Source organism: Verrucomicrobiota bacterium (genome assembly GCA_016871495.1).
In the GTDB taxonomy this organism is placed as follows: Bacteria; Verrucomicrobiota; Verrucomicrobiia; order Limisphaerales; family VHDF01; genus VHDF01.
The window spans coordinates 1-21,842 of record VHDF01000058.1; the positions used below are offsets into that span (position 1 = coordinate 1).

The 21,842-nt window shown below is 59.6% G+C and carries 15 protein-coding genes and 1 pseudogene; 3 read left to right on the forward strand and 13 right to left on the reverse strand.

What is annotated here, in order from left to right:
- Positions 1-538 precede the first annotated feature (538 nt).
- Positions 539-4,021: a pyruvate carboxylase gene (locus tag FJ404_12970; protein MBM3823775.1), complete on the forward strand. Its 3,483-nt coding sequence runs from the start codon at positions 539-541 to the stop codon at positions 4,019-4,021.
- Between the two features lie 15 nt (positions 4,022-4,036).
- Here FJ404_12970 and FJ404_12975 read toward each other — a convergent pair whose 3' ends face one another.
- The gene (locus FJ404_12975) at positions 4,037-5,584 is read right to left on the reverse strand and encodes a sulfatase (protein ID MBM3823776.1); all 1,548 of its coding nucleotides are present in this window, start codon (positions 5,582-5,584) and stop codon (positions 4,037-4,039) included.
- Positions 5,585-5,823: 239 nt separating this feature from the next.
- Complete coding sequence (locus FJ404_12980; GenBank protein MBM3823777.1) at positions 5,824-8,805, reverse strand: hypothetical protein; 2,982 nt, start codon at positions 8,803-8,805, stop codon at positions 5,824-5,826.
- Positions 8,806-9,091: 286 nt separating this feature from the next.
- Between FJ404_12980 and FJ404_12985 the strand changes: the two are divergent.
- A pseudogene (locus FJ404_12985) lies at positions 9,092-11,247 on the forward strand (hypothetical protein).
- Positions 11,248-11,404: 157 nt separating this feature from the next.
- The gene (locus FJ404_12990) at positions 11,405-11,722 is read left to right on the forward strand and encodes a glycoside hydrolase family 13 (protein MBM3823778.1); all 318 of its coding nucleotides are present in this window, start codon (positions 11,405-11,407) and stop codon (positions 11,720-11,722) included.
- A 69-nt stretch (positions 11,723-11,791) separates the two neighbouring features.
- Here FJ404_12990 and FJ404_12995 read toward each other — a convergent pair whose 3' ends face one another.
- The 11 genes from FJ404_12995 to rfbA form a co-directional block, all read right to left on the reverse strand.
- The gene (locus FJ404_12995) at positions 11,792-12,577 is read right to left on the reverse strand and encodes an MBL fold metallo-hydrolase (protein MBM3823779.1); all 786 of its coding nucleotides are present in this window, start codon (positions 12,575-12,577) and stop codon (positions 11,792-11,794) included.
- 108 nt (positions 12,578-12,685) lie between these two features.
- Positions 12,686-13,441, reverse strand: coding sequence for a hypothetical protein (locus tag FJ404_13000; GenBank protein ID MBM3823780.1), 756 nt, complete (start codon positions 13,439-13,441; stop codon positions 12,686-12,688).
- A gap of 42 nt (positions 13,442-13,483) precedes the next feature.
- Positions 13,484-14,695 (reverse strand): hypothetical protein, encoded by a 1,212-nt coding sequence (locus tag FJ404_13005; GenBank protein MBM3823781.1) that lies wholly within the window; start codon positions 14,693-14,695, stop codon positions 13,484-13,486.
- Between the two features lie 36 nt (positions 14,696-14,731).
- Entirely contained in the window at positions 14,732-15,013 is a 282-nt protein-coding gene (locus FJ404_13010) for a 4a-hydroxytetrahydrobiopterin dehydratase (GenBank protein MBM3823782.1), read from the reverse strand.
- Entirely contained in the window at positions 15,010-16,080 is a 1,071-nt protein-coding gene (gene trpD, locus FJ404_13015) for an anthranilate phosphoribosyltransferase (GenBank protein MBM3823783.1), read from the reverse strand. The genes FJ404_13010 and trpD overlap by 4 nt, the downstream gene beginning before the upstream one ends.
- Before the next feature lie 43 nt (positions 16,081-16,123).
- Positions 16,124-16,525, reverse strand: coding sequence for a hypothetical protein (locus FJ404_13020; protein ID MBM3823784.1), 402 nt, complete (start codon positions 16,523-16,525; stop codon positions 16,124-16,126).
- Between the two features lie 3 nt (positions 16,526-16,528).
- A complete protein-coding gene (locus FJ404_13025; protein ID MBM3823785.1) occupies positions 16,529-18,346 on the reverse strand; it encodes a carbamoyltransferase in 1,818 nt (605 codons plus the stop codon).
- Between the two features lie 211 nt (positions 18,347-18,557).
- Positions 18,558-18,809 (reverse strand): hypothetical protein, encoded by a 252-nt coding sequence (locus tag FJ404_13030; protein ID MBM3823786.1) that lies wholly within the window; start codon positions 18,807-18,809, stop codon positions 18,558-18,560.
- Between the two features lie 98 nt (positions 18,810-18,907).
- Positions 18,908-19,933: a dTDP-glucose 4,6-dehydratase gene (gene rfbB, locus FJ404_13035; GenBank protein MBM3823787.1), complete on the reverse strand. Its 1,026-nt coding sequence runs from the start codon at positions 19,931-19,933 to the stop codon at positions 18,908-18,910.
- 20 nt (positions 19,934-19,953) lie between these two features.
- A complete protein-coding gene (locus tag FJ404_13040) occupies positions 19,954-20,913 on the reverse strand; it encodes a sugar nucleotide-binding protein (GenBank protein ID MBM3823788.1) in 960 nt (319 codons plus the stop codon).
- A gap of 39 nt (positions 20,914-20,952) precedes the next feature.
- Positions 20,953-21,834 carry a glucose-1-phosphate thymidylyltransferase RfbA gene (gene rfbA / locus FJ404_13045; protein ID MBM3823789.1) on the reverse strand — a complete coding sequence of 294 codons (882 nt, stop codon included), beginning with the start codon at positions 21,832-21,834 and terminating at the stop codon, positions 20,953-20,955.
- Positions 21,835-21,842 lie beyond the last annotated feature (8 nt).

A 21,842-nucleotide genomic window follows, 5' to 3' on the forward strand; every position in this document is an offset into this window, starting at 1 on the left:
TCGGGGAGCTTCAGCGAGCGATAGACGCGCGAAGTGGCCAAGAGCCCCGCATGAGACGAAGCGGTCTCGTCGAGCGGCTTGGGATCGATGGCGAACGGCGACTTGGCTTGGACGGGCAAGCGAGCTGGCATGCGAAATAAATACATGATATATATAACATTGCAAGAGAACAATTCACATCTGATGCGTCCTGAAGCGGTTTTTTTGAATCGCTACCGAATTACCCGTGGATCAGGGTTTCATCGTTCTTGCACGCGTGCCATCCCCGGGCGCAAGACAAGTCCTTCGCGACCTCGGCGTGAGGAACTGAAACCTGATAACTCTGTTCCCATGGAACTGGTTGAATCTTTCCTTCGATCATCTTCCGTCCACAGAATGCAACACGAAGGCTGGAATTCCTCGGTTCTTTCAGGTGATCCCGTCCTCCGTGGCTTGACCTTGGTGGTTTTCTCCCCTGGTCCGGGGTTTTGGGGGGTATAATCCACTCTGGTCAATTGACCGGACCACCTCTATAAACGCACGGTTTTTCGGTACTGACATGAGCTCATCGCCCACTTCAACACATTCGGAATCGCGCAAAACTTTGAAATTACTGGTCGCCAACCGGAGCGAAATCGCGATCCGTGTTTTCAGAGCCGGCACTGAGCTCGGCCTGCGAACCCTTGCGATCTTTGCCCAGGAAGATCGTCTGAGCGTGCATCGATTCAAGGCGGATGAAGCCTACCTCGTGGGGGCCGGGAAAGGGCCGGTGGCAGCCTACCTCGATATCCCCGGAATCGTGGCCTTGGCCAAGGAAAAAGGGGTCGACCTCATCCATCCAGGATACGGTTTTCTCTCGGAGAACGCGGAGTTTGCCCGGGCTTGCGCGGAAGCGGGCATTACATTCGTGGGACCGCGTCCGGAACTTCTGGAAAAGATGGGGGACAAGACGGCCGCGCGCACGCTGGCCCAAAAGCTGAATATTCCGATCCTTGCCGGCACGGAGTTGCCAGTCACGACGAAGACTGAAGCACTCCAAATCGCGCGGGAAATCGGTTTTCCATTGATCATCAAAGCAGCCTTCGGCGGAGGAGGACGAGGCATGCGGGTGGTGCATCGGAGCTCGGATCTGGAGAACTTGCTGGAGGAAGCTCAAGCCGAAGCCGGTCGGGCCTTCGGCAATCCAGCCGTGTTTCTGGAAAAGTACATCGCCCGGGCGAAGCACATCGAAGTGCAAGTGCTAGGCGACAAACACGGCAATGTTCTGCACCTGCACGAGCGAGACTGCTCGGTTCAGCGCCGCCATCAAAAGGTGGTCGAGATCGCCCCGAGCGTGGGATTGGACGATCATGTGCGGCAGGAATTGTGTTCGGCCGCGGCCCGGATCGCGAAGGAAATCGGTTACGACAATGCGGGCACCGTGGAGTTTCTCTACGACTTGGACCATCACGATTGGTATTTCATCGAGATGAATCCCCGGATTCAGGTCGAGCACACGGTGACCGAAATCATCACCGGAATCGATCTGGTTCGAGCTCAGATCCTGATCGCCCAAGGGCACAGTCTTTTCAGCCCGGAAATCGGAATGCCGTCGCAGGATGAGATCCCGCGAATGGGGTGCGCCATCCAGTGCCGTGTGACAACGGAGGATCCGGAGAACAAGTTTACGCCCGATTACGGGAGGATTCTCACCTATCGCAGCGCGGGCGGTTTTGGCGTTCGCCTGGACGGAGGCATGGGCTACGCGGGATCGGTGATCACCCCGTTCTACGACTCGTTGCTCGTGAAAATCAGCGCTTCCGGGCAGACCTTCGAGATGGCATTGGCGCGGATGGATCGAGCGTTGCGGGAATTTCGAATCCGCGGGGTCAAGACCAACATCCCGTTCCTGGAGAACCTGATCGCGAACGGCACGTTTCGATCCGGCCGCGCCACGACGACGCTCATCGACACGACCCCAGAGCTCTTCTCCTTCAAGCCAAGAAGAGACCGCGCCACCAAGCTGCTCACTTTCCTGGGTGACGTGGTGGTCAACGGCAATCCGCACGCCAAGGCTCACCGGCCCTCGGGTCCTTCGGTGTTCATTCCGCCTTTGAGTTTCGATCCGAAGCAGCAGCCGCCGGAGGGGTCGCGGCAGAAGCTGCTCGCCCTGGGACCCAAGAAATTTGCGGAATGGGTGCTGAAAGAGAAGCGCCTGTTGATCACGGACACGACCTTCCGGGACGCTCATCAATCCCTTATGGCGACCCGGGTCCGCAGCTACGACATGCTGGCGGCGGCCGGCGCGATGGCGAGGCGAGCCCCCGAACTCTTCAGCCTGGAAATGTGGGGAGGGGCGACTTTTGACACCGCGATGCGATTCTTACGGGAAGATCCGTGGCAGCGGTTGCGGGCGCTCCGGGAGAAAATACCGAACATCTGCTTTCAGATGCTGTTTCGAGGGTCGAACGCGGTAGGTTACTCCAATTACCCGGACAACGTGGTGGCGGGGTTCGTGCGCCACGCCGCGGAGGCGGGGATGGATATCTTCCGCATTTTTGATTCGCTGAATTATCTGCCCAACCTCGAAGTCGCCATGGAAGCCGTGCAAGACACGCACGCGATTTGCGAGGCGGCGGTGTGCTATACGGGAGACATTCTCGATTCGCGCCGTTCCAAGTACGGGCTGAAGTACTACGTGAAGCTGGCCAAGGAGTTGAAAAAGATGGGCGCGCACATGATCGCCATCAAGGACATGGCCGGCCTCTGTCGGCCGTATGCCGCGCACCTGTTGGTGAAAACCTTGAAAGCGGAAGTGGGGCTGCCCATCCATTTCCACACCCACGACACGAGCGGTGTCAACGCCGCCAGCGTGCTGAAGGCGGCGGAGGCCGGGGTGGACGTGGTGGATTTGGCGATTGCTTCCATGAGCGGCAGCACGAGCCAGCCGAATTTGAATTCCATCGTCGCCGCGCTGCAGAACACGAAGCGGGATACGGGACTGGATTTGGAAGCGTTGAACGAGTTTTCCGAATACTGGGAACAGGTGCGAGATCTCTACCGTCCCTTCGATACCGCGCCGAGGACCGGAAGCGCGGAAGTGTATCTCCACGAAATGCCTGGCGGCCAATACACCAACCTCAAGGAGCAAGCGGCCTCGATGGGACTCGGCAATCGGTGGCCCGAGATTGCGCGCACTTACGCGGAGGTCAACGCGCTTTTCGGGGATATCGTCAAAGTCACCCCGAGCAGCAAAGTGGTTGGCGACATGACGATGTTTCTGATCACGCGAGGCATCCAACCTCAGGACGTGCTCAATCTTGAACCCGGAGTGACTCCTTTCCCGGCCAGCGTGGTGGACATGCTGCGGGGTGGATTGGGCCAACCGCTCAACGGGTGGCCAAAGGCCTTGCAGAAAGTCGTGCTGGGCGAGGAAAAGCCGCTCAAAGGCCGCCCCGGCCATAACCTCCCCGATTGCAACTTGAAGAAGGAACTGGAAGCACTGAGCGCAAAATTGAGGCGCGAAGCCGGGACGGATGACCTCTACAGCCACCTCATGTATCCGGAGGTGCATGCCGAATACGCCCGTTTCGAAAAAGAATTCGGAGACGTCAGTGTTCTTCCCAGCACCGCCTATTTTTACGGCCTCAAACAGGGCGAGGAAATCAGCGCCGAGTTGGAGCCGGGCAAAACGCTGTTCATCCGGCTCATCAACGTGGGTTCTCCCGACAAGGAGGGAAAACGAACGGTCACGTTCGAACTGAACGGCATGACACGGGAAGCCCACGTGGCCGACAAAACGGTCAAACCGAGTGTAAAAGCCCGGGCCAAAGCGGATCCGGCAAACTCCCGCGAAGTCGGCGCGCCTATTCCAGGCATCATGACGAGCGTGAACGTCAGCGTAGGGCACAAGGTGGCCCGCGGACAAAAGCTTTTCACCATGGAAGCGATGAAAATGCAGACGACCCTTTACGCTCCCGTCGATGGCGCGGTGGAGGAAATCTTCGTGCAGGTGGGCGAATCGGTGGAGAGCAAAGATCTGCTGCTGCGACTGCGGGTTTGAAGCGAATCCGCGCTTCTATCGCGTCGGTGCCTTTGGAAAGGATTGGCCGGCCACCCCCGCAGCCGGGAGTTCGTGCGCATACTCGTCGCGGTCATCCACAGCCTTCTTCGCTTGAGCCAGCCGGACTTTGAGTCGGTCGACGAGTTTTCGATGTTCGGGAAGCCCGGCCAGGTTGCGCAACTCCTTTGGATCCTGCCGAAGATCGTAGCATTCCCACTGGTCCAGCTTCCAAAAGTGGATCAGCTTGTGGGTCTCGGTCCTCAGGCCGTAATGGGCTCGCGTATTGTGATCTCCGGGATCGTGATAATAACGGTAGTACATTTCCTTGCGCCATGATTGAGGCGTCCGGCCCTTGAGCAGGGGGAGGAGACTGCGTCCCTGGATGTCGCCGGGCACGACCAGTCCGGCGATTTCCATGAACGTCGGGGCGAAATCGACGTTGAGGGCCATGGAATTCTGAGTGGAACCCGCATTAATGGTTTGGGGCCAGCGCACGAGGAACGGCATGCGCAGGGATTCCTCGTACATGAAGCGCTTGTCGTACCAGCCATGATCGCCCAGAAAGAAACCCTGATCGCTCGTGTAGACCACCAGGGTATTGTGACTCAAGCCGAGGCGATCCAATTGTTCGAGCAAGCGTCCCACGCTGTCGTCCACGGAGGCGACGCAGCGCAAGTAATCTTTGATGTAGCGCTGATATTTCCATTTTCGAAGAGATTCGCCGGAGAGGACTTGTTCCGTGCCGTTGACCTTCGCAATGACTTCCTTGGGAGTGGCATTGAGCCACCGCTGCAAATCCGGACCCGAAAGTCCGCGGGGAGGGGCCAGCTTCAAGTCCCGCCGGGTCAGATCGTCCGCGATGGTCATCCGGGCTTGGCGTGCCGCGTCGGTGCGGGTGGCGTAGTCGTCGCGCAACGTTTCTGGTTCGGGAATCTCAACATCTTCGTACAGGGAAGCGTGGCGCGCGCTGGGCTCCCACGGCCGATGCGGGGCTTTGTGATGCACCATCATGAAGAAGGGTTTGCCGGCATCACGGCGGGTAAGAAACTCAACCGCGAGATCCGTGATGACATCCGAGACGTATCCTTGAAAATTCCTGCGTCCGGAGGAATCGAGCAGAACGGGATTGTGATAGGCGCCCTGTCCGGGGAGCACGATCCAGTGATCGAAAGCGGTGGGCTCGCTGCCCAGGTGCCATTTGCCGATCAGGGCGGTTTGGTAGCCGGCGTCCCGCAGATATCGGGCTACATGAGGCTGGGAACCGTCGAACCGGTTAAAGGCGGGCACGCCGTTCTTGTGGCTGTATTTTCCGGTCAGAATAGCCGCCCGACTGGGCGAGCAAATGGAGTTCACTACGAAGCAATTCCGAAACAACATGCCTTCCCGAGCCAGTCGGTCGATGTGCGGCGTCCGGTTGATGCGGCTGCCATAGGCGCTGATGGCATGCGACGCATGATCATCCGACATGATGAACAAGATGTTGGGACGCGATGCCGGAGCGGACTGAGCGACGAGAGGCAACGCCGAGAGCAGGATCAGGAGGAGGCGGAACAGGGGATGCATAGGCGGAGTCTTCTTAAGGGAAATGCGGCGGCGCAAGGGAGCGAATGCCGGATGCGACACGGATCATTCATGGGGGTGATCATTCGTTACTCGTTGAATTCTGCAGGCGGCCGAGGGAAATTTACGATAGACGATCGGTCGATCAGGGGAAAGTGGAGATGTGGGTACTGCAAAAAAAAGCGGAGCCGGAAGGCCGGCTCCGCTTTGCGAGAGATGACTTTCGTCCGAACCCGGATCGCTTATCGCTTCAGCCGGTAAAACTTCGAACCGGTGGCGGCATTGGCGGAGAAGGGACTCTTGGCATTGGCCACGTCGGCCCAGTTGCCGGTGACGGCATCGGCGGCTTGCAGCGTGGCGGTGCCGTCCCATTCGATGATCACATTCTGTTGGCTCCTTGAGATCTTGCTGAACTTGAGGTCGCCACCCGTCACCATCGGATTCGGTTTCGGATCCGGATGCGAGATGACGGTGTAGAAGTTAATCTCGTTCGGGGAATTGCCACCCGAGTCGGGCTTGTTCTCGAGGTTGATGGTGCCCTTGGCGGCCACCATGATCTGCTGGGTGGTCATGGCCAAAGTCATTTGAACCGAGGTGATGGTATCCGATTCATGGGCGTTGATGAAGGGCAGGAAACTCTTGCTGAGCGAACGGAAAGACTTCGCCGCGCCATCAAAGGCCAGCACGCGAGTTGCAACCTGCTGCTTCGCGTAACCAGTCGGCTGGGAAACCCATCCGACCGCCACGCGAGAAAGGGCATCCGATGCGAGATTGACTCGATCGAAGTTCCCGGCAAAACCCGCCTCACTGACCTCCGCTGAGGCAGCAAAAGCACGGGTTCGGGCATCCCAGGCGACCACCTTGACCACATTCCCACTCCGAATTTTTCCGGCGAGGAAGAGATAGGGGGCGTTGATGTGACCTGAAATACGGGTTCCATCGCCTCGGCCGCGATCGAATTGTTCACCCGAAGAGGTGTCTTGGTCCACGGACCCTTGGAGCTCGCCCGCGTTGTTGTAGAAGTGGAGCACACCCGCCACGCGGACGGCGAATCCGCCTTGAAAGGCAGCCACGTTGGACCAGAGATCGCCATCGGCGACCTTGAACGCTTCTTTGACCACGGTTCCATTCGGAGCGAAGATGGTGGCGACGGCCGCGTTGCCTTCCGGCCGAAGCACTTTCGAACGATCCTCGACCACCGAAACGAAATTTCCGTTATCGAGGCATGTCATGTCGCCCCCAAAGCGGCTGATTTGATTATTGCCCTGTGGGTCGCCTTCGGTTCGGCGGCCATGTGCGGAATCGAGGGCCTTGCTCAACGGCGTTGGAGTCAGAGTGGCCGTGTTCAACGCGTAGATCTGCACGGTGCCATAGCGACCATCGGCGAGACGGTCAAAACCCAGGTTCCAGCGGCTCGCCGTGTCGAATTCAGGCAGCGTATGGGGCGAGGCCTCGGCGCCGACCATGTAGTTGACGGCCCCGGGGCGCGCATCGCCCGCGACGCGGCCCGGGTTGCCATTTTGCCGGGAGGCATTGATGGGGCCTTTGAAAGGCTGCCCCGCGTCCGTGTAGAATCCTTCGACGAGCTTGCCGGGTCCGCCGGCCGCCGGCTGGATCATCACCACGTAGCGCTGTTTGTCTTCAGTACCTTCGGCGAACGTATTGCCTTCGATCAGGAAGTACTCGCCACCGAGCTGGCTGGCATTGGGTTCCCAGTTGCCCAGGGCATTCCGGCCAGGATTAATGATCGGGGTATCGGGCACGATGCGCTTCAGGCCCACCGACTCGATCGAACCGGGCTTGTGCGCAAGGCCAAAGAAGCGACCCGCCACCACAGCGGTGCCGGCGTCCGCCTCGCTGCTCTTGCTTTCCCAGATGACCGCGAAGGCGTCGTTGCGCGTGGCCACGCGAGGATCCGTGGAATCACCCACGCTGGTCGCCGCATCTTCCCGCTCGCTGACAAAGAAGGTGTCTCCCATGGGTTTGCCCGTCGGATCGATCATGCGCCCGAGGATCAGGTTGAAATCCGAACCCGCGACCTTGGCGTTATAGACCACGAGCGCGCGTCCGGAAGCATCGAGGGCCACATCCGCTCCACCGGGATTCGAGGCGAAGGTCACGTCGTCGCTGACGGACTTGGAGTAGCGCAATTTGCCATCGGCACCCAACACGGTCAGAAACACGCGAGACTTGCCGTCCACCTGCCCGGTGCTGATGTAGGCGTAAAGATCGACGCCGTTGCCGTGGAAGCCACGGCTGTCGCCGCGCCCGCCGCCGGCAGCGATGTCATTGCCGGCAAGGGTGCCGAGGTCGATGTTGTCGCCCTTCGGATTGCCGGTGTTGTCGAACAACCGGACTTTGGTGCGGCCGCCCTGGTTGATGCGAATGGCAAAACCGTCCTTGGTCACCGCCGCGCCATGCCACAATTCATTGGCGACCTTGTCCGAGCTGGCCAGACTGAGCGCCTTGATTTCTTTGCCGGTGACGTCCACGACTTTGTAGGTGACGTGTTTACCGGGATCAGCGCCGCCGAATTTCCCGTTGAGGTCGGCGTTCTGCCGGCTTTCACCCACGATGACGACATTTCCATTGCTGAGATAGTCCCAGTCGGCGATGCGGATATCACCTTGGGCTTCGGCATCCGCATCCGAATAGCTCACGATGCCGATGGGATTGCCGGCGTTATCAAGCAGCTGAATCGAAGGAAAATCGCCACCGCCGCCCTCGTCGAGGTTGATGTTGGCGAGCTCGGGAACTTCAAGTCCCAATTCGAAACTGGTGGCGCCCATCCCGTGGCCGTCGCCGAACAGATTCGCCTTGATCTTGGGTCCCCACGACGTGCGTCCGGGAATGGCGCTCTTGTCTTTGCGGAAGTAGGACAAGAACTTGGAAGTCACCGATCCGCCTTGAAGGGACTTTTGTTCGGTGTCGGGCGTAAGCGGTCCGCCGCCGGGGCTGTAGAGGGTCCAGACGGACTCCAAGTCCGTCAGGTCGGCGCCATCGTCTTCCCATCCGATGATCACGTTGCCGTTATTGGCAATCGCGACGCCGAGGCTTTCGGTCTTGTTGTTGTTGATGGTGGCAGTGGTGTTGACGTAGAACGTGCTCGTTCTCGCCTCCAGTCGATTGCCTTCGAGAGTGCCCTTGACGGCCTGCCCGAGGGCCGGCGTGCTGCTGGCCGCGAGAGCCAGGGCCAGGGTCCACGTGGATTGAGTTTTCGTCACATGGAGTATGGATTGATAAGTTTCACGAGCTAGCTCGCAACGCGATCGGTTCGGCAACGTGTCATCACGAGGGTCACTGCGCTGCTAAAAAGCACCCATCCGTTCGAAGCCGATTCATGCAGCGGAGTGGCGCCGACACGCCTCACGCACGGTTGGATCGTTGACCCGAACGGGTGATACTTCAAGTCACAATTTGGCTTGGTTCTTCCATATTCTTGCGCTGCGTTCGCAAAAACAGGGAATTTGAGCTCGGCGAGACCGAAACACCGCGATAGCTTCGGGCTGGATGATCGATCGAACCGCGGAATATCAGCGGCTGAAGCTGAAGCCGGGCAACGCGAATCCCTGGCGCCGATGGGGCCCCTATCTGGCGGAGAGGCAATGGGGAACGGTGAGGGAAGATTACAGCGCTGAAGGAACGGCCTGGGAGTATTTTCCTCACGATCACGCTCGCAGCCGGGCTTACCGTTGGGGGGAGGATGGCTTGGCGGGCCTGAGCGACGATCAGCAATGGCTGTGTTTCGCCTTCGCGTTTTGGAATGGAAAAGATGCGATCCTGAAGGAGCGGATCTTCGGCCTGACGAACAACGAGGGCAATCACGGGGAGGACGTGAAGGATCTCTACTACTATCTTGACGCCACGCCGAGCCACGCCTATCTGAAAATCCTCTACAAGTATCCCCAGCGCGCCTTTCCTTACGACCGATTGATTCGTGAGAATGCCGCCCGTTCCAAGCATGATCCGGAACTCGAGCTTCTGGACACGGGGTTGCTCGATGACGACCGTTACTTTGATCTAACGATCGAGTATGCCAAAGCGTCGCCCGAGGACATCATCGTTCGATTGACGGCCGACAACCGCGGGCCGGAAATGGCCAGGCTCCACGTGCTGCCGCAGCTCTGGTTTCGAAACACCTGGACCTGGAAGAAGGAGGAGCCGCGTCCCGAATTGCGATCGTGTGGGAAGGAAGGTTTGCTCGCGCGCCACGCCAAACTCGGCGATTACGAGTGCACCTTCGAAACCGGTACCGAACTGCTGTTCTGCGAGAATGAAACAAATTATGCCAGGCTCTATGGCGCCCCCGCCGAGAAGAGGGGACGCAAGGATGGCATCCATGATTGGGTCATCGCGGGGGATCGCGGGGGGTTAAACCCCGGAGATCGAGGCACGAAGTGCGCGCTTTACTCCAGGTGGGAAATTGAATCCGGGGAATCGAAGTCGCTGTGGTTGCGGCTTCGGCGGCGGGAGGAGGAGGATGACCGGGTGCCAGGGGGGATCGACCGGCGAGAATGCCTCACTTTCCTGGAAAAAAGGAAAACCGAGGCGGACGAGTTTTACAGCGCGGTTCAGGAGGGATTAAGGGATCCCGAGGCGAGACGGGTTCAGCGCCAGGCTCTGGCGGGGATGATCTGGAGCAAGCAATTCTTCCACTTGGAGGTGCGGAAGTGGAGCGAAGGGGATCCCGGGCAGCCGTCTCCCCCGCCCAATCGGGCTGCGGGTCGCAACCGGGAGTGGGAGCATTTCACGGCCTGCGACATACTGTCGATGCCGGACAAGTGGGAGTACCCGTGGTTTGCCGCGTGGGACCTGGCTTTTCACTGCATCCCGCTTGCCATGGTGGACCCGGGTTCGCGAAAGAGCAACTGGTTCTGCTGACGCGCGATTGGTACATGCATCCCAACGGCCAGTTGCCTGCGTACGAATGGGCCTTCGGGGATGTGAATCCGCCGGTTCATGCCTGGGCGGCATGGCGGGTGTTCCAAATGGACCGCAAGCAGCGGAGGAAGCGGGCGCCGGGAGACCCGGGGGACGTTGCGTTCCTGGAGCATCGGCCGGACTTGGCGAGCCTCGTCTCAAGATGGAACGAGCCGGGACAAAAACACCGCCGACTGCTCTCCTTGCTGCGCGGCCACCGGATGAAGTGCCTGTTGAGGCGGATGCTGGATGAAACAGAATTCCTCTCGCCCTACGGGGTGCGGGCGCTTTCGCGATACCATCGCGAACACCCCTATCGCTTCCACGTCGACGGAGCGACCCTGGAAGTGGGTTACCAGCCGGCGGAATCGACTTCGGGGCTTTTGGGAGGGAATTCGAACTGGCGCGGACCGGTTTGGCTGCCGGTGAATTACCTGCTCATCGAATCACTCCAACGCTTCCACCATTACTACGGGGACGATTTCAAGGTGGAGTGTCCGACCGGCTCGGGTGAATTCCGGACGTTGGAAGGCATCGCCGCCGAATTGTCGCAACGGCTGACGAAACTATTCTTACCGGACGCGCAGGGGGAACGACCGGCGATGAAAGGGCATTCGAAACAGGCCCGGGATCCGCACTTCAAGAATTGCCTGCTCTTTCACGAGTATTTTCACGGAGATTCAGGGCTAGGCATTGGAGCCTCCCATCAGACCGGGTGGACGGGGCTGGTCGCGAAGTTGATGTAGCCCCAGGGGGAGGGGTGATGCGGGAAAACTCGGAGATCGGGATCACGATTCCTGGTTGAAACACGGCCCGAGTTTTGCTTTCTTTTCGCGCACCCGCGAATCCGCCAGCCCTCGAGGCTCCTGAACTGGCTGGAAGCGAGGGTCATTGTTGCTGAACATGTCGTATTCCAATCCTTACCCGACCGGCCAGTCCGGACGATACTCCGCCAAGAACATCTCGGTGGCGGTCAACTTCCTCTGCCTCGTGTCGGCGGCGAAGCAAGTTTCCGTCGTTGGAGATTTCAATGACTGGCAACCCCATTCCCATCCGATGAAGAAAGGACCCGACGGCTCGTGGAGAGCGCAGGTCACTTTGTGCCATGGGCACCATCACTATTTGTTTGTGGTGGACGGCGTGGCCACGCTCGACCCAAGGGCGAACGGCTACGCCAAGCATGCACAATTTGGCAAGGTCTGCATGCTGGCGGTCAGTTGAACAGACCTCCCGGCTTCCCCTCGCCCGGAGGTTTCAACCTTGCTCCGCGACGGGGAATTTCCAGGTTGCTCAATCCAATTCAATCCGGGACCCGTCCCGTGCGAATTCGATCGTGACCCCCGGAAGCGCCCGCTTCGCGGCGGATTCAATCTCCGGAAGCCGTTCCCAAAACGGCCGGGCCACATGAATAAAGACGACCCGGCCGATCCGCTTGTCGCGGAGCATTTCGAACAAAGTCAGGGGTTCGAAATGGGCCAACTCGCACACCAGGAGGTCCACCGGTTTTTCGAGAAGTGGCAGAAGGTCCTCCGGACCGCCGATGTCGGCGCTGTGAACGATTCGGCGGCCCCGGCATTCAATCTCGAAGCAGAAGGATTCGAAGGCCTGGGGATAGCGCCGCTGAAAAGCCTTGCGCAGCGATTCCAGATGCGTGGAGCGATGCGGCGTCACGCGAACGCCTTCGAATTCCACACTGACCCCCAACCTCAAGGGCAAATAGATCAGTGGAAACGAGTGGAGTTCCTCGAAAATACAGGCCGCGTTCAGGAGACCTCGGACCGGCTCGATCCCTTCAAGTGGCATATGGATCTGGAGCGATTTGCGTCTCTGCTCCAGCCAAAGTCCCTGGAGATACATGAACAACCCCCCAATGTGGTCGCAATGCAAATGGGAGATGAACACCCGGTCCACTTCATCATAACTCAAGCCGGACGCCTTGTAAGACCGGCTCAATCCCTCGCCACAGTCCAGGAGGAATGACGCGGCGCCGCAACGATAGAGAAATGAGGAATGATAGCGATCGGCACAAGGCCAGCCATCTCCCACCCCGAAGCAATCCAGAACGACATGAGACATAGGCTCAAGGAGCTCCGGTGCGCTTGGCTCGAATTTCTACCGGCCTTGAGCGAGTCATGCTTCCGGAGAGCTATGGCAAAAGCCGGAGACAAAAGCCAGCCTTCATGTTCAAGGACTTCCTCGAAAGTTCAGCCAGAACAACCGTGCCGTCAGGGCGAGAGTGACCGTAATCAGCAGAGGTCGAATCCAACGGGCGCCGTGAACGATCACCAGTTTCGAACCTGCCTTCGCGCCGAGCCATTGACCCGCACCCATGCACAAACCGGCCGCAAACAGCACCTGACCCGCTTGCAGAAAAACCGCCAACGAAGCGAGGTTGCTGCAAAAATTCATCGCCTTGGTCCGAGCGGTGGCGAGACGCAAATCGAGCCCGAGCAGCAAGACATGGGCCATGGCCCAAAACGTGCCGGTCCCAGGCCCGAAAAACCCATCGTAAAAACCGATGCCCAATCCGCACGTCACCGAAAAAAGGAACTCTCCGCATCGAACCTTGGATTCCGACTTTCCCAGATTGGGTTGAAAAAGGGTGAAGAGTGCGAGACCGGCAAGAATCCAGGGTATGACCCGGTTCAGCCACGCCGAATCGAGCCTATTGACGAGACCGGCTCCCAGTGCCGCACCGAGCAAAGTCAACCCGGCGGCAAGGCGGACTCGCTTCCAATCGATCAACCCCGCCTTCGCAAAGTGCCAGCAGGCACTGCCGGATCCGAAGCTGGCTTGAAGCTTGTTGGTGGCCAAGGCCCATTGGGGCGGCATGCCGGTTTGCAAAAGCACCGGCACGGTGATCAATCCTCCGCCGCCGGCTGCGGAATCGACGAAACCCGCGCACCAGCCGGTCAAAAGCAGCAGCGGGTACCACCAAATCTCGAGCGCGGGGATGTCCACAGAAATCACAGCGGCAACAAGCTAACGAACTCCTTCACCCAACTGCACCACTTTCGGGTCAGCCTCGCGGCACTTCTCGATCCGCTCTCCTCTCAAGGTCTCCAGGAAGGCTTCCAATTCATGATGGCGCACGAGCGCGATCATGGGACCACCACCACCGGGTCCGGTCAACCGGGCGCCCAAGCAGGCGGGATGAGACGACGCTTTGGCGACGAGACGATCCAAACCCGGCAGGCTGTTGCGCAAGTGCTCGTGGGATGCCTCGTGGCTCAACAACATGCACTGGCCAAACGCCGCATGATCCCCCTCGCGCAGAGCGGCCTCGGCGGCGGCGACACGGCGCGCTTCCGTCACCGCGAAATAGGCGCAGGCATACTCGGCATCCGTCAGTTTGTTCCGCGAACTCTTGAGTGCAGGTAAATCGAGGATGCGGAGCGAAGAGACGCCCAGTTTTTCAGCCGCGCGCGATCCCAGGAGCGTCCAGGCGCGAAGCCTATCGTCAAGCCAGTCGCGCTCCACGCCGCAATCGCACGCCACCAAAATCTCCCCGGTCAGCGCAAGAAGATCCGAGGCCGGCGATTGGGCGTCCAGCGCCAGGACATGATGCTCTCGGCTGAAGAGCGAGGGGATGAAGTCAAAGGGGCTTCCATGCCTTGGAGCGGATTGAGCGGCGGCCCGCTGACAGCGAACGGCCAGAGAACGCTTTTCCCGAACCGCCAGCGGGGGCAAAACTTGACGCCCATGGTGGGAAGGCGGCGGGCCGACTCCCGTTTCTGATAATCGGTAGGGATAAACCTCGCGCAAGGCGAGCGCGAGCGCCAGTTGAGCGGCGCTGGATCTTCCAAAGGCTTCCTGGAAGGGAATGGAACCTGCGAAGGCGGCTTCGAATCCGCTGAAATGCACCCCTGCACGCCGGAGTTCCGCCAGCGTGGACTTGAGTGGATTGGCCCAAGGGAGCTCCGCAGGCAAACCCACCCCGGAAAGCCAGAACGTTTCCTCACCGCCATATTCTTTGGAAACGAATCGGACTCTTCCATCCAGGCGGGGCGCCATCGCGACCGCCACGCCGTAGTGGGTGGCCCCGTAAATAGCGAGTCCGCCAAACTGCCAGGCCAACCCGCCCAGCAGCTCCACACGACCGGGCGCCCGACCGAAGCGAGGCGGCGAGTAGCCAAACGCTTTCTTGAAACAAGCCTTGGCGGATTGAACCTCCGGGAGCCGGGCCAGAATCATTCCACAACAAGGAATGCCGCAAGGGTCGGCCTGACCTTAACCCGCAAGCCGGTTACATCGGCGGGCCATTTCAAAATCCCTGGCCGTCAATCCGCCGGCATCATGGGTCACCCAGCGGAGAACCACCTTGTTCCAGCGAATGTCAATATCGGGGTGATGCTGGAACCGCTCCGCCGCCCGCCCCACTCGCTGAACGAATTTCAAAGCGTCAACGAAATCTTTGAATTCGAAAAGACGCGTCAATTGCCCTCGCTGCCGGCGCCAGCCAGAAACGGTGGACATCGCCGCGCGAAGCTGATGATCAGATAGACAGTTCATGACGAAGACGAGCTGGCGTGAACGATTTCCCTCAATTTGGCGATCGCCCTGCCGGAGTCGATGGTCTCCCGGGCCAGTTCCATGCCTTCCGTGATGCTTCGGGTGCGTCCCGCCACGAATAGAGCGGCGCCCGCATTGACCACGACGGCGGCACGCTTGGCGCCAGCCTCGGATCCGTCAAGCACGCGCCGGACCCACCCGGCGTTCGTTTCGCGATCCCCACCCTCCAAGGCGCTCACATCCAATCCTTCCAAGGCCAGTTCCGCAAGTTCCACGGAGGCGGCGGTCAAGGCTCGCTCGTGGTAAGTCTCCGCCACGGTGGTCGGCCCGCTCAGGGACCATTCGTCCATGTATCGCGTCGGTTCCCCGTCCTGCCCCGGCACGGCGCCCGAGATCACCATCGCTCTGGAGACTCCGAGGTTTTTCAGAACCTCGGCCAGGGGCGCGCAATAGCGCGGATGAGCCACTCCCACCAATTGGGCCGTAGGCCTCGCCGGGTTCAACAAAGGACCAAGGAAATTAAAAAGGGTGCGCTGCCCTCGCTGGGCGCAGAGCTTCCGGGCCGGACCGATATGCTGGAAAGCCGGATGAAATCTTGGGGCAAACAGAAAAGCGAAATGGTACCGCTCAAGCCAAAGCCCCACTTCCTCCGGTTGCAAGTCAACGCGAACGCCCAGAGCTTCGAGAACATCGGCGGCCCCTGATTTCGAAGTAATCGCCCGATTGCCGTGCTTGGCCACCGTCACCCCAGCTCCCGCCACGACAAAAGAGACCGTGGTCGAGATGTTGAACGTGTGCAACTGGTCGCCTCCTGTGCCGCAGACATCCAGAATGCCGCGTTCCCGGATGGCATCCAGGTTGGGCACGATCAACGACCGGTTGCGCAAGGCGCTCGCGAATCCCGCAATCTCCCCGGGAGTTTCCCCTTTGCTCGCGAGTGCGCCCAGAAAATCCGCTTTGGTTTCCGGGGCCACGGACGGGTCGGCCAGCTCGGCCACAGCCAGGGAGATTTCGCCGGCGGACAGTTCTTTGCCGGCAGTCAGGGATTGCAACCAATCGCGCAGCATTCAAAGCATGCTAGCGAGTCCTCCTCCCGGTGGCAACGCGAAGTCAGAACAAACGATCGAGACTGCTGAACCTCGCCGAGGCCTTCCAGTGCGACGAGGGCTTCAACCGGGGAGACAACCCGAGCGGATCATAACCGAATCGACGCATGATCCATCCCATGGGAACGACCATCAGCACAAAGAGCAACGCCAGCATCACCGCCACCACCACTCCTCCCACCGCCATGCCCGCCCTCATGCCCGCCCGGTGGAAACCTCGACACCAGACGGGCCGCAACACTGCCGTCAACGCGCCCAGACTCAGGAGCCCGATCGCCACCCAAACCAGGGACGGGGCCATCATCCCTCTTCGTGAAGCGATCCAGAGCACCAATCCAAGCATCAACCCGAAGGAGAGCGTGAATTTTCTCCACTCCTGGGGATCTTCGCGGATGCGGGAGCGCAAAGTTTAGTCCTCCTGCAGCGCCACTTTTCGGGCCACGGCCCGAAGTGGCTGTTCTTCGCGCCTCAACAGAAAAGGCCCCAGTGCGAGCGCATCCATTTCAGTGTTCATAAAACAGCGATAAGCATCGTCGGGGGTGCAAACGACGGGCTCCCCGCGGACGTTGAAGGAGGTGTTCACCAAGACGCCGCACCCGGTCGCGGCCTCCCACACCTTCAACAGCCGATGAAACAAACGGTTCCGCTCCGCGTCCACCGTCTGCACGCGCGCGGAATAGTCCACATGCGTCACGGCGGGAAGTTCCGAACGCCGCTGTCCCAACCGGTCCAGTCCTTGAACCTTCATTTCGACGGGGAGCCGCAACGACTCCCGCACCGGTGCGACCAGCAGCATGTAGGGGGAATCCTCGCTCAATTCGAAATAGTCGGTCACGCGCTCCCTCAAGACCGCCGGCGCGAAGGGGCGGAAGGACTCCCGGAACTTGATTTTCAAATTCATCACCGATTGCATGCGCGACGATCGCGGATCACCCAGAATGCTGCGGTTGCCCAGGGCGCGAGGCCCATATTCCATCCGCCCCTGAAACCACCCCACCACTTTTTCCCGGGCCAATGATTCGACGACCTTGTCGAGCAAGTGCTCCTCCTCGTAGCGATGATAAACCGCGCCCCATTCACGCAACACTCCCTCGATTTCCGCCGCCGAATACTCCGGTCCCAGGAAGGAGCCTTGCATGAGATCCGATTCGCGAGGGAAGGAGGAGTCCGCTTTCCCTTGATGCTCATGCCAGGCGGCGAGGGCCGCACCCAAGGCGCCGCCAGCGTCCCCGGCCGCGGGCTGCACCCAGATCCGATCGAAGAGGCCGGCACGAAGCAGTTGCCCGTTGGCCACGCAATTCAGGGCCACTCCCCCCGCTAAACATAGGTGCCGCATTCCGGTGATGCGGCGCGTCTCCCTGGCCAGATTCAACATCATCTCCCCGGTGACCTCCTGGATCGACCGGGCGAGATCCAGGTGCCGGGGCTCGATCGGCTGATCGGGCCGGCGCGGTTCACCCCCAAACAGCCGGTGAAACCGCTCGTGCGTCATCGTTTCGCCCGCGAGAAAATCGAAATACTCCAGGTTTAATCGAAATGATCCATCCTCGCGTAGGTCCACCAAATGCTCGCGGATCTGGTCGGCGAATCGGGGCTCTCCGTAGGGAGCGAGCCCCATCAGTTTGTACTCCCCGGAATTCACCCGAAACCCGCAATAGGCGGTGAACGCGGAGTACAACAAACCCAGCGAATGTGGAAAGCGGAGCTCCCGGAGAAGTTCGAGGGAAGATCCGCGACCGGACCCGATGGCCGTCGTGGTCCATTCGCCCACGCCATCGACCGTGAGGATCGCCGCCTCGCTGAAGGGGGAAGGAAAGAAGGCGCTGGCCGCGTGCGCCTGATGATGACCGGTAAAAAGAAGGGAGCACCGGTCGCTCAATCCGGGAATGGCGTCCCGGAGGGTGGTGGGAAGATTCAGCTTCCCATGCAGCCAGGAAGGAAGGACTCGAACGAAGGAACGAAGACCGCGCGGCGCGATGGCCAGAAAGGTCTCCAGGAGTCGCGTGAACTTTTGAACCGGCTTGTCGTAAAACACGACCGCGTCCAACTCGTCCGCGCGAAGCCCTCCCTGGCGCAGACAGAACGAAACGGCATGGTCCGGAAACTCCGGATCGTTCTTGCGGCGGGAAAAGCGCTCCTCCTGGGCTGCCGCAATGATTCGCCCGCCGGACACCAGCGCTGCGGCCGAATCATGATAGTAGGCGGAGATGCCCAGAATGTGGCGCATGGATGAGGCAAGCTCACATGAAAGGATACATGAAAGGCGCCAGCACGGAACTGGAGCTGAACAAAAGCAAGGCACCCAGCAACAGCAGCACGACCAGCAAGGGCGCCAGCCACCACTTGCGGTCCTGCTTCAGAAACAAAAAGAAATCCTTAATCAATCGCCACACGGGTCGTTCGCAGCGCCCTAAGAAGAATCCCGGGACGCGAGGAAATCAATGCAAACTCGCCGCTCCCATCCCCAGGCACACGGGCCACCAGGGGCGTCCCGCAAACCAGGACCCGTCGCCATGGGTGCGGATGAGGTAGGCTGCAATGAAAGGGACCAGCAGAATATGCGAATGAAACTCCTCCTTCCAAGCCAGCCGCCCGAGTTTCCAAAGGATGCCCGCATAGCAAAACGAGAGCAAGGCCAGCAGTCCCCACAACAACTTGAGCCGCTTGCGTCGAAGCATGTCCTCACTCACGGCGTGTTCCGCCCCGGATACCGGTTCTGATCGTTCTGCAGTAATCACTTGATGATTCCTCCTTTCCATCGACGTATCCCTCGCCTGGCCACCTCGCGTTACCGGCTGCTGCGGGAACCCGCCAGCACCTCCCGCACCCAATCTTGATGCTCCAGATACCAGCGGACGGTCTCGCGAATCCCCCTCTCGAAGGTATAAGCAGGACGCCAACCGAGCTCTCGCTCGATCTTGCCGGCATCGATGGCGTAGCGACGGTCGTGGCCGGGACGATCCTTGACAAAAGTAATCAGCTTGCGCGACTGCCCGCCGAGGGAGGGCGCCATCTCGTCCACCAAGTCGCAAATCAGCTCCACAATATGGATATTGGCCCACTCGTTGTGGCCGCCAATATTGTAGGTCTCCCCGCTGCGTCCCCGGGTCAGCACCGTCCAGAGCGCCTCCCCGTGGTCGGTCACGAAGAGCCAGTCGCGCACATTCATGCCGTCTCCATAGACAGGAATGGGTTTCCGCTCGAGAAGGTTCTGAATGACCACTGGAATCAGTTTCTCCGGGAATTGGTAGGGTCCATAGTTATTAGAACAATTCGTGATCACCACGGGCATGCCATAGGTATGATGATAGGCTCGGACCAGCAGGTCGCTGGAAGCTTTGCTCGCCGAATAAGGTGAATTCGGGGCGTAAGGGGTCGTCTCTGTAAAAAAGCCCGTGGCGCCAAGACTGCCGTACACCTCATCGGTGGAGATGTGATGAAATCGCCGTCCATCCCATTGACCGTTCCATGCCGCCCGGCACGCCTCCAGCAGATGGAAGGTGCCGACAATATTGGTATGAATAAAATCTCCCGGGCCTGAAATGGAGCGGTCCACGTGGGACTCCGCCGCGAGATGCATGACGTGAGTAATGCCATGCGCGCGCACCACGCGCAACACCTCCTCTTTGTCGCGCAAATCGACTTTTTCAAAAGTGTATCGAGGCGAGTTTTCCACCGACCTCAGATTGGCCAGATGCCCCGCGTAAGTCAGGCAATCCAAATTGACGAGTTTCTCAACCTCGACCCGACCCAACACTTGTTGGACGAGATTGGAGCCGATAAACCCGGCCCCGCCAGTAATCAACAGTCTCATAAGAGTAGGTTCGGTTCCTTTCAAGCCGCCACGGTCTCGGGACGCCAGAGCGCAATGGCCTCGTCCAACGCAGCCTCCACAGGCCGCATGACGACTCCCGCCCGCGCGAGCTTCGTCGCGTCCATGATGCAGTTCGAGCGCGGTGCTTTGGCGGCAACTTGATAGAACTCCGCGTCGTCGTTCCAATACTCAAACTTTCGATCAGGGGCCAGCGACCGGCACCATTGCTCGACCACCTGCCTTGTCGAAACGGCTCCCGGATTGGTCACGTTATAGATGCCAAATGGGGCTCGGCGTTCCCAAAGATCCAGGCACGCCTTCACGAAATCGCCCCGATGCGAGACCGAGTTGATGTTGTCGTACACCTTCGAGTAACGGATGATTTTGGACAGGTAATTGCGCGAACCATCCCAATGGTCGAACGGAATGCGCAAACGCCAAATGTAATTCTGACCCACGCCCCGGATCGACTCCTCGCCAAGGGCTTTCGTGCCGCTATAAAAACTGCAGGGCGGCTGGCGAAACGAAAAATTCGGGACGTCCTCCTCCGTGAAGCCGGCGAAATCGACCGGATCCCGGTCGAACAACTCCCGCAACGCCTTGGTATTGATATTCTTCTCCACTCGCCAACTGCCCTGGTCCCGCACTTTGGCTCCGGCATAGATGCACCCCGACGACACATGTCCCCAAGGAATATTCCGGCTGGCGCACGCGTGCGCCAAGAGAGCCGGGAAGAGCGTGTTGCCTTGAAGCGTATCGGCCCGTTCGGTTTCGCAGGCATCCACGTTGGGTTTTCCAGTGTAGCCCGCCGCGTTCACGATGAAGGCAGGCTTCCTGGAATCGAGCAAGGCCATCAACGAGTCCCAGCGCGTATAGTCCGCCTGCCGCCGCGAAAAAGCTTCATAGGGCCAGCCCCGCCTTTGCAGTTCCCGTTCGAAGGCTGCGCCGATGTAACCCGTATTACCCAGCAATATGATCATGATCGAGCTTCTCCTCTCCAAAAGATTTCCAGCTGATTCTCAGGCAAATTTCCCGCGTTTCACTTCCTCCACAACGGCAAGCAGATAGTCGCGATACTCGCATTTCGGAACATTCTCCAGAAGGGTCGAGAACTGCGCGGCCGTTAAGAAGCCCTTTCTCAATGCGGCTTCTTCGGGACAGCCGATCTTGATGCCCACGCGTTTTTCGATCGTCTGCACATAGGCGGAAGCCTCGTGCAAGCTCGTGCTCGTGCCGGCGTCCAACCACGCAAACCCCCGGTTCAGCAATCCCACCCGCAGCTTCCCCTCGCGGAGATAGGCCATGTTCACATCCGTAATCTCCAACTCTCCCCGCGCCGAGGGCCGCATGGACTTCGTGATGCGAACCACATTGTTGTCGTAGAGATACAACCCGGGCACTGCGTAATGACTCTTGGGTTGCTTGGGCTTCTCTTCAATGGACAAGGCTTTTCCGTGTGCGTCGAACTCCACCACGCCGTAGCGCTCGGGATCATGCACGCGATAGCCGAAAATCGTCGCGCCCTCTTTGAATTCCCCGAAAGCGCGCTGGAAGACATCGCCCCCGTAAAAAATATTGTCTCCCAGAATGAGCGCCACCGGATCCCCGCCAATGAAGCTCTCGGCAATCAAGAACGCCTGGGCGATCCCCTCCGGCTTCGCCTGCTCCCGGTATTCGATCGACAGCCCCCAGCTCTTGCCGTCCCCGAGCAACTCTCGAAATCGCGGCAAGTCGCGGGGTGTTGAAATGAGGCAGAATTCGCGTACCCCGCTCTCGATCAAGGTCGTCAGCGGATAGTAAACCATGGGCTTGTCGTAAACCGGCTGCAGTTGCTTGCTCGCCACGAGGGTCAAGGGATACAACCGGGAACCGGCTCCGCCTGCTAGAATAATTCCTTTCATAAAATATT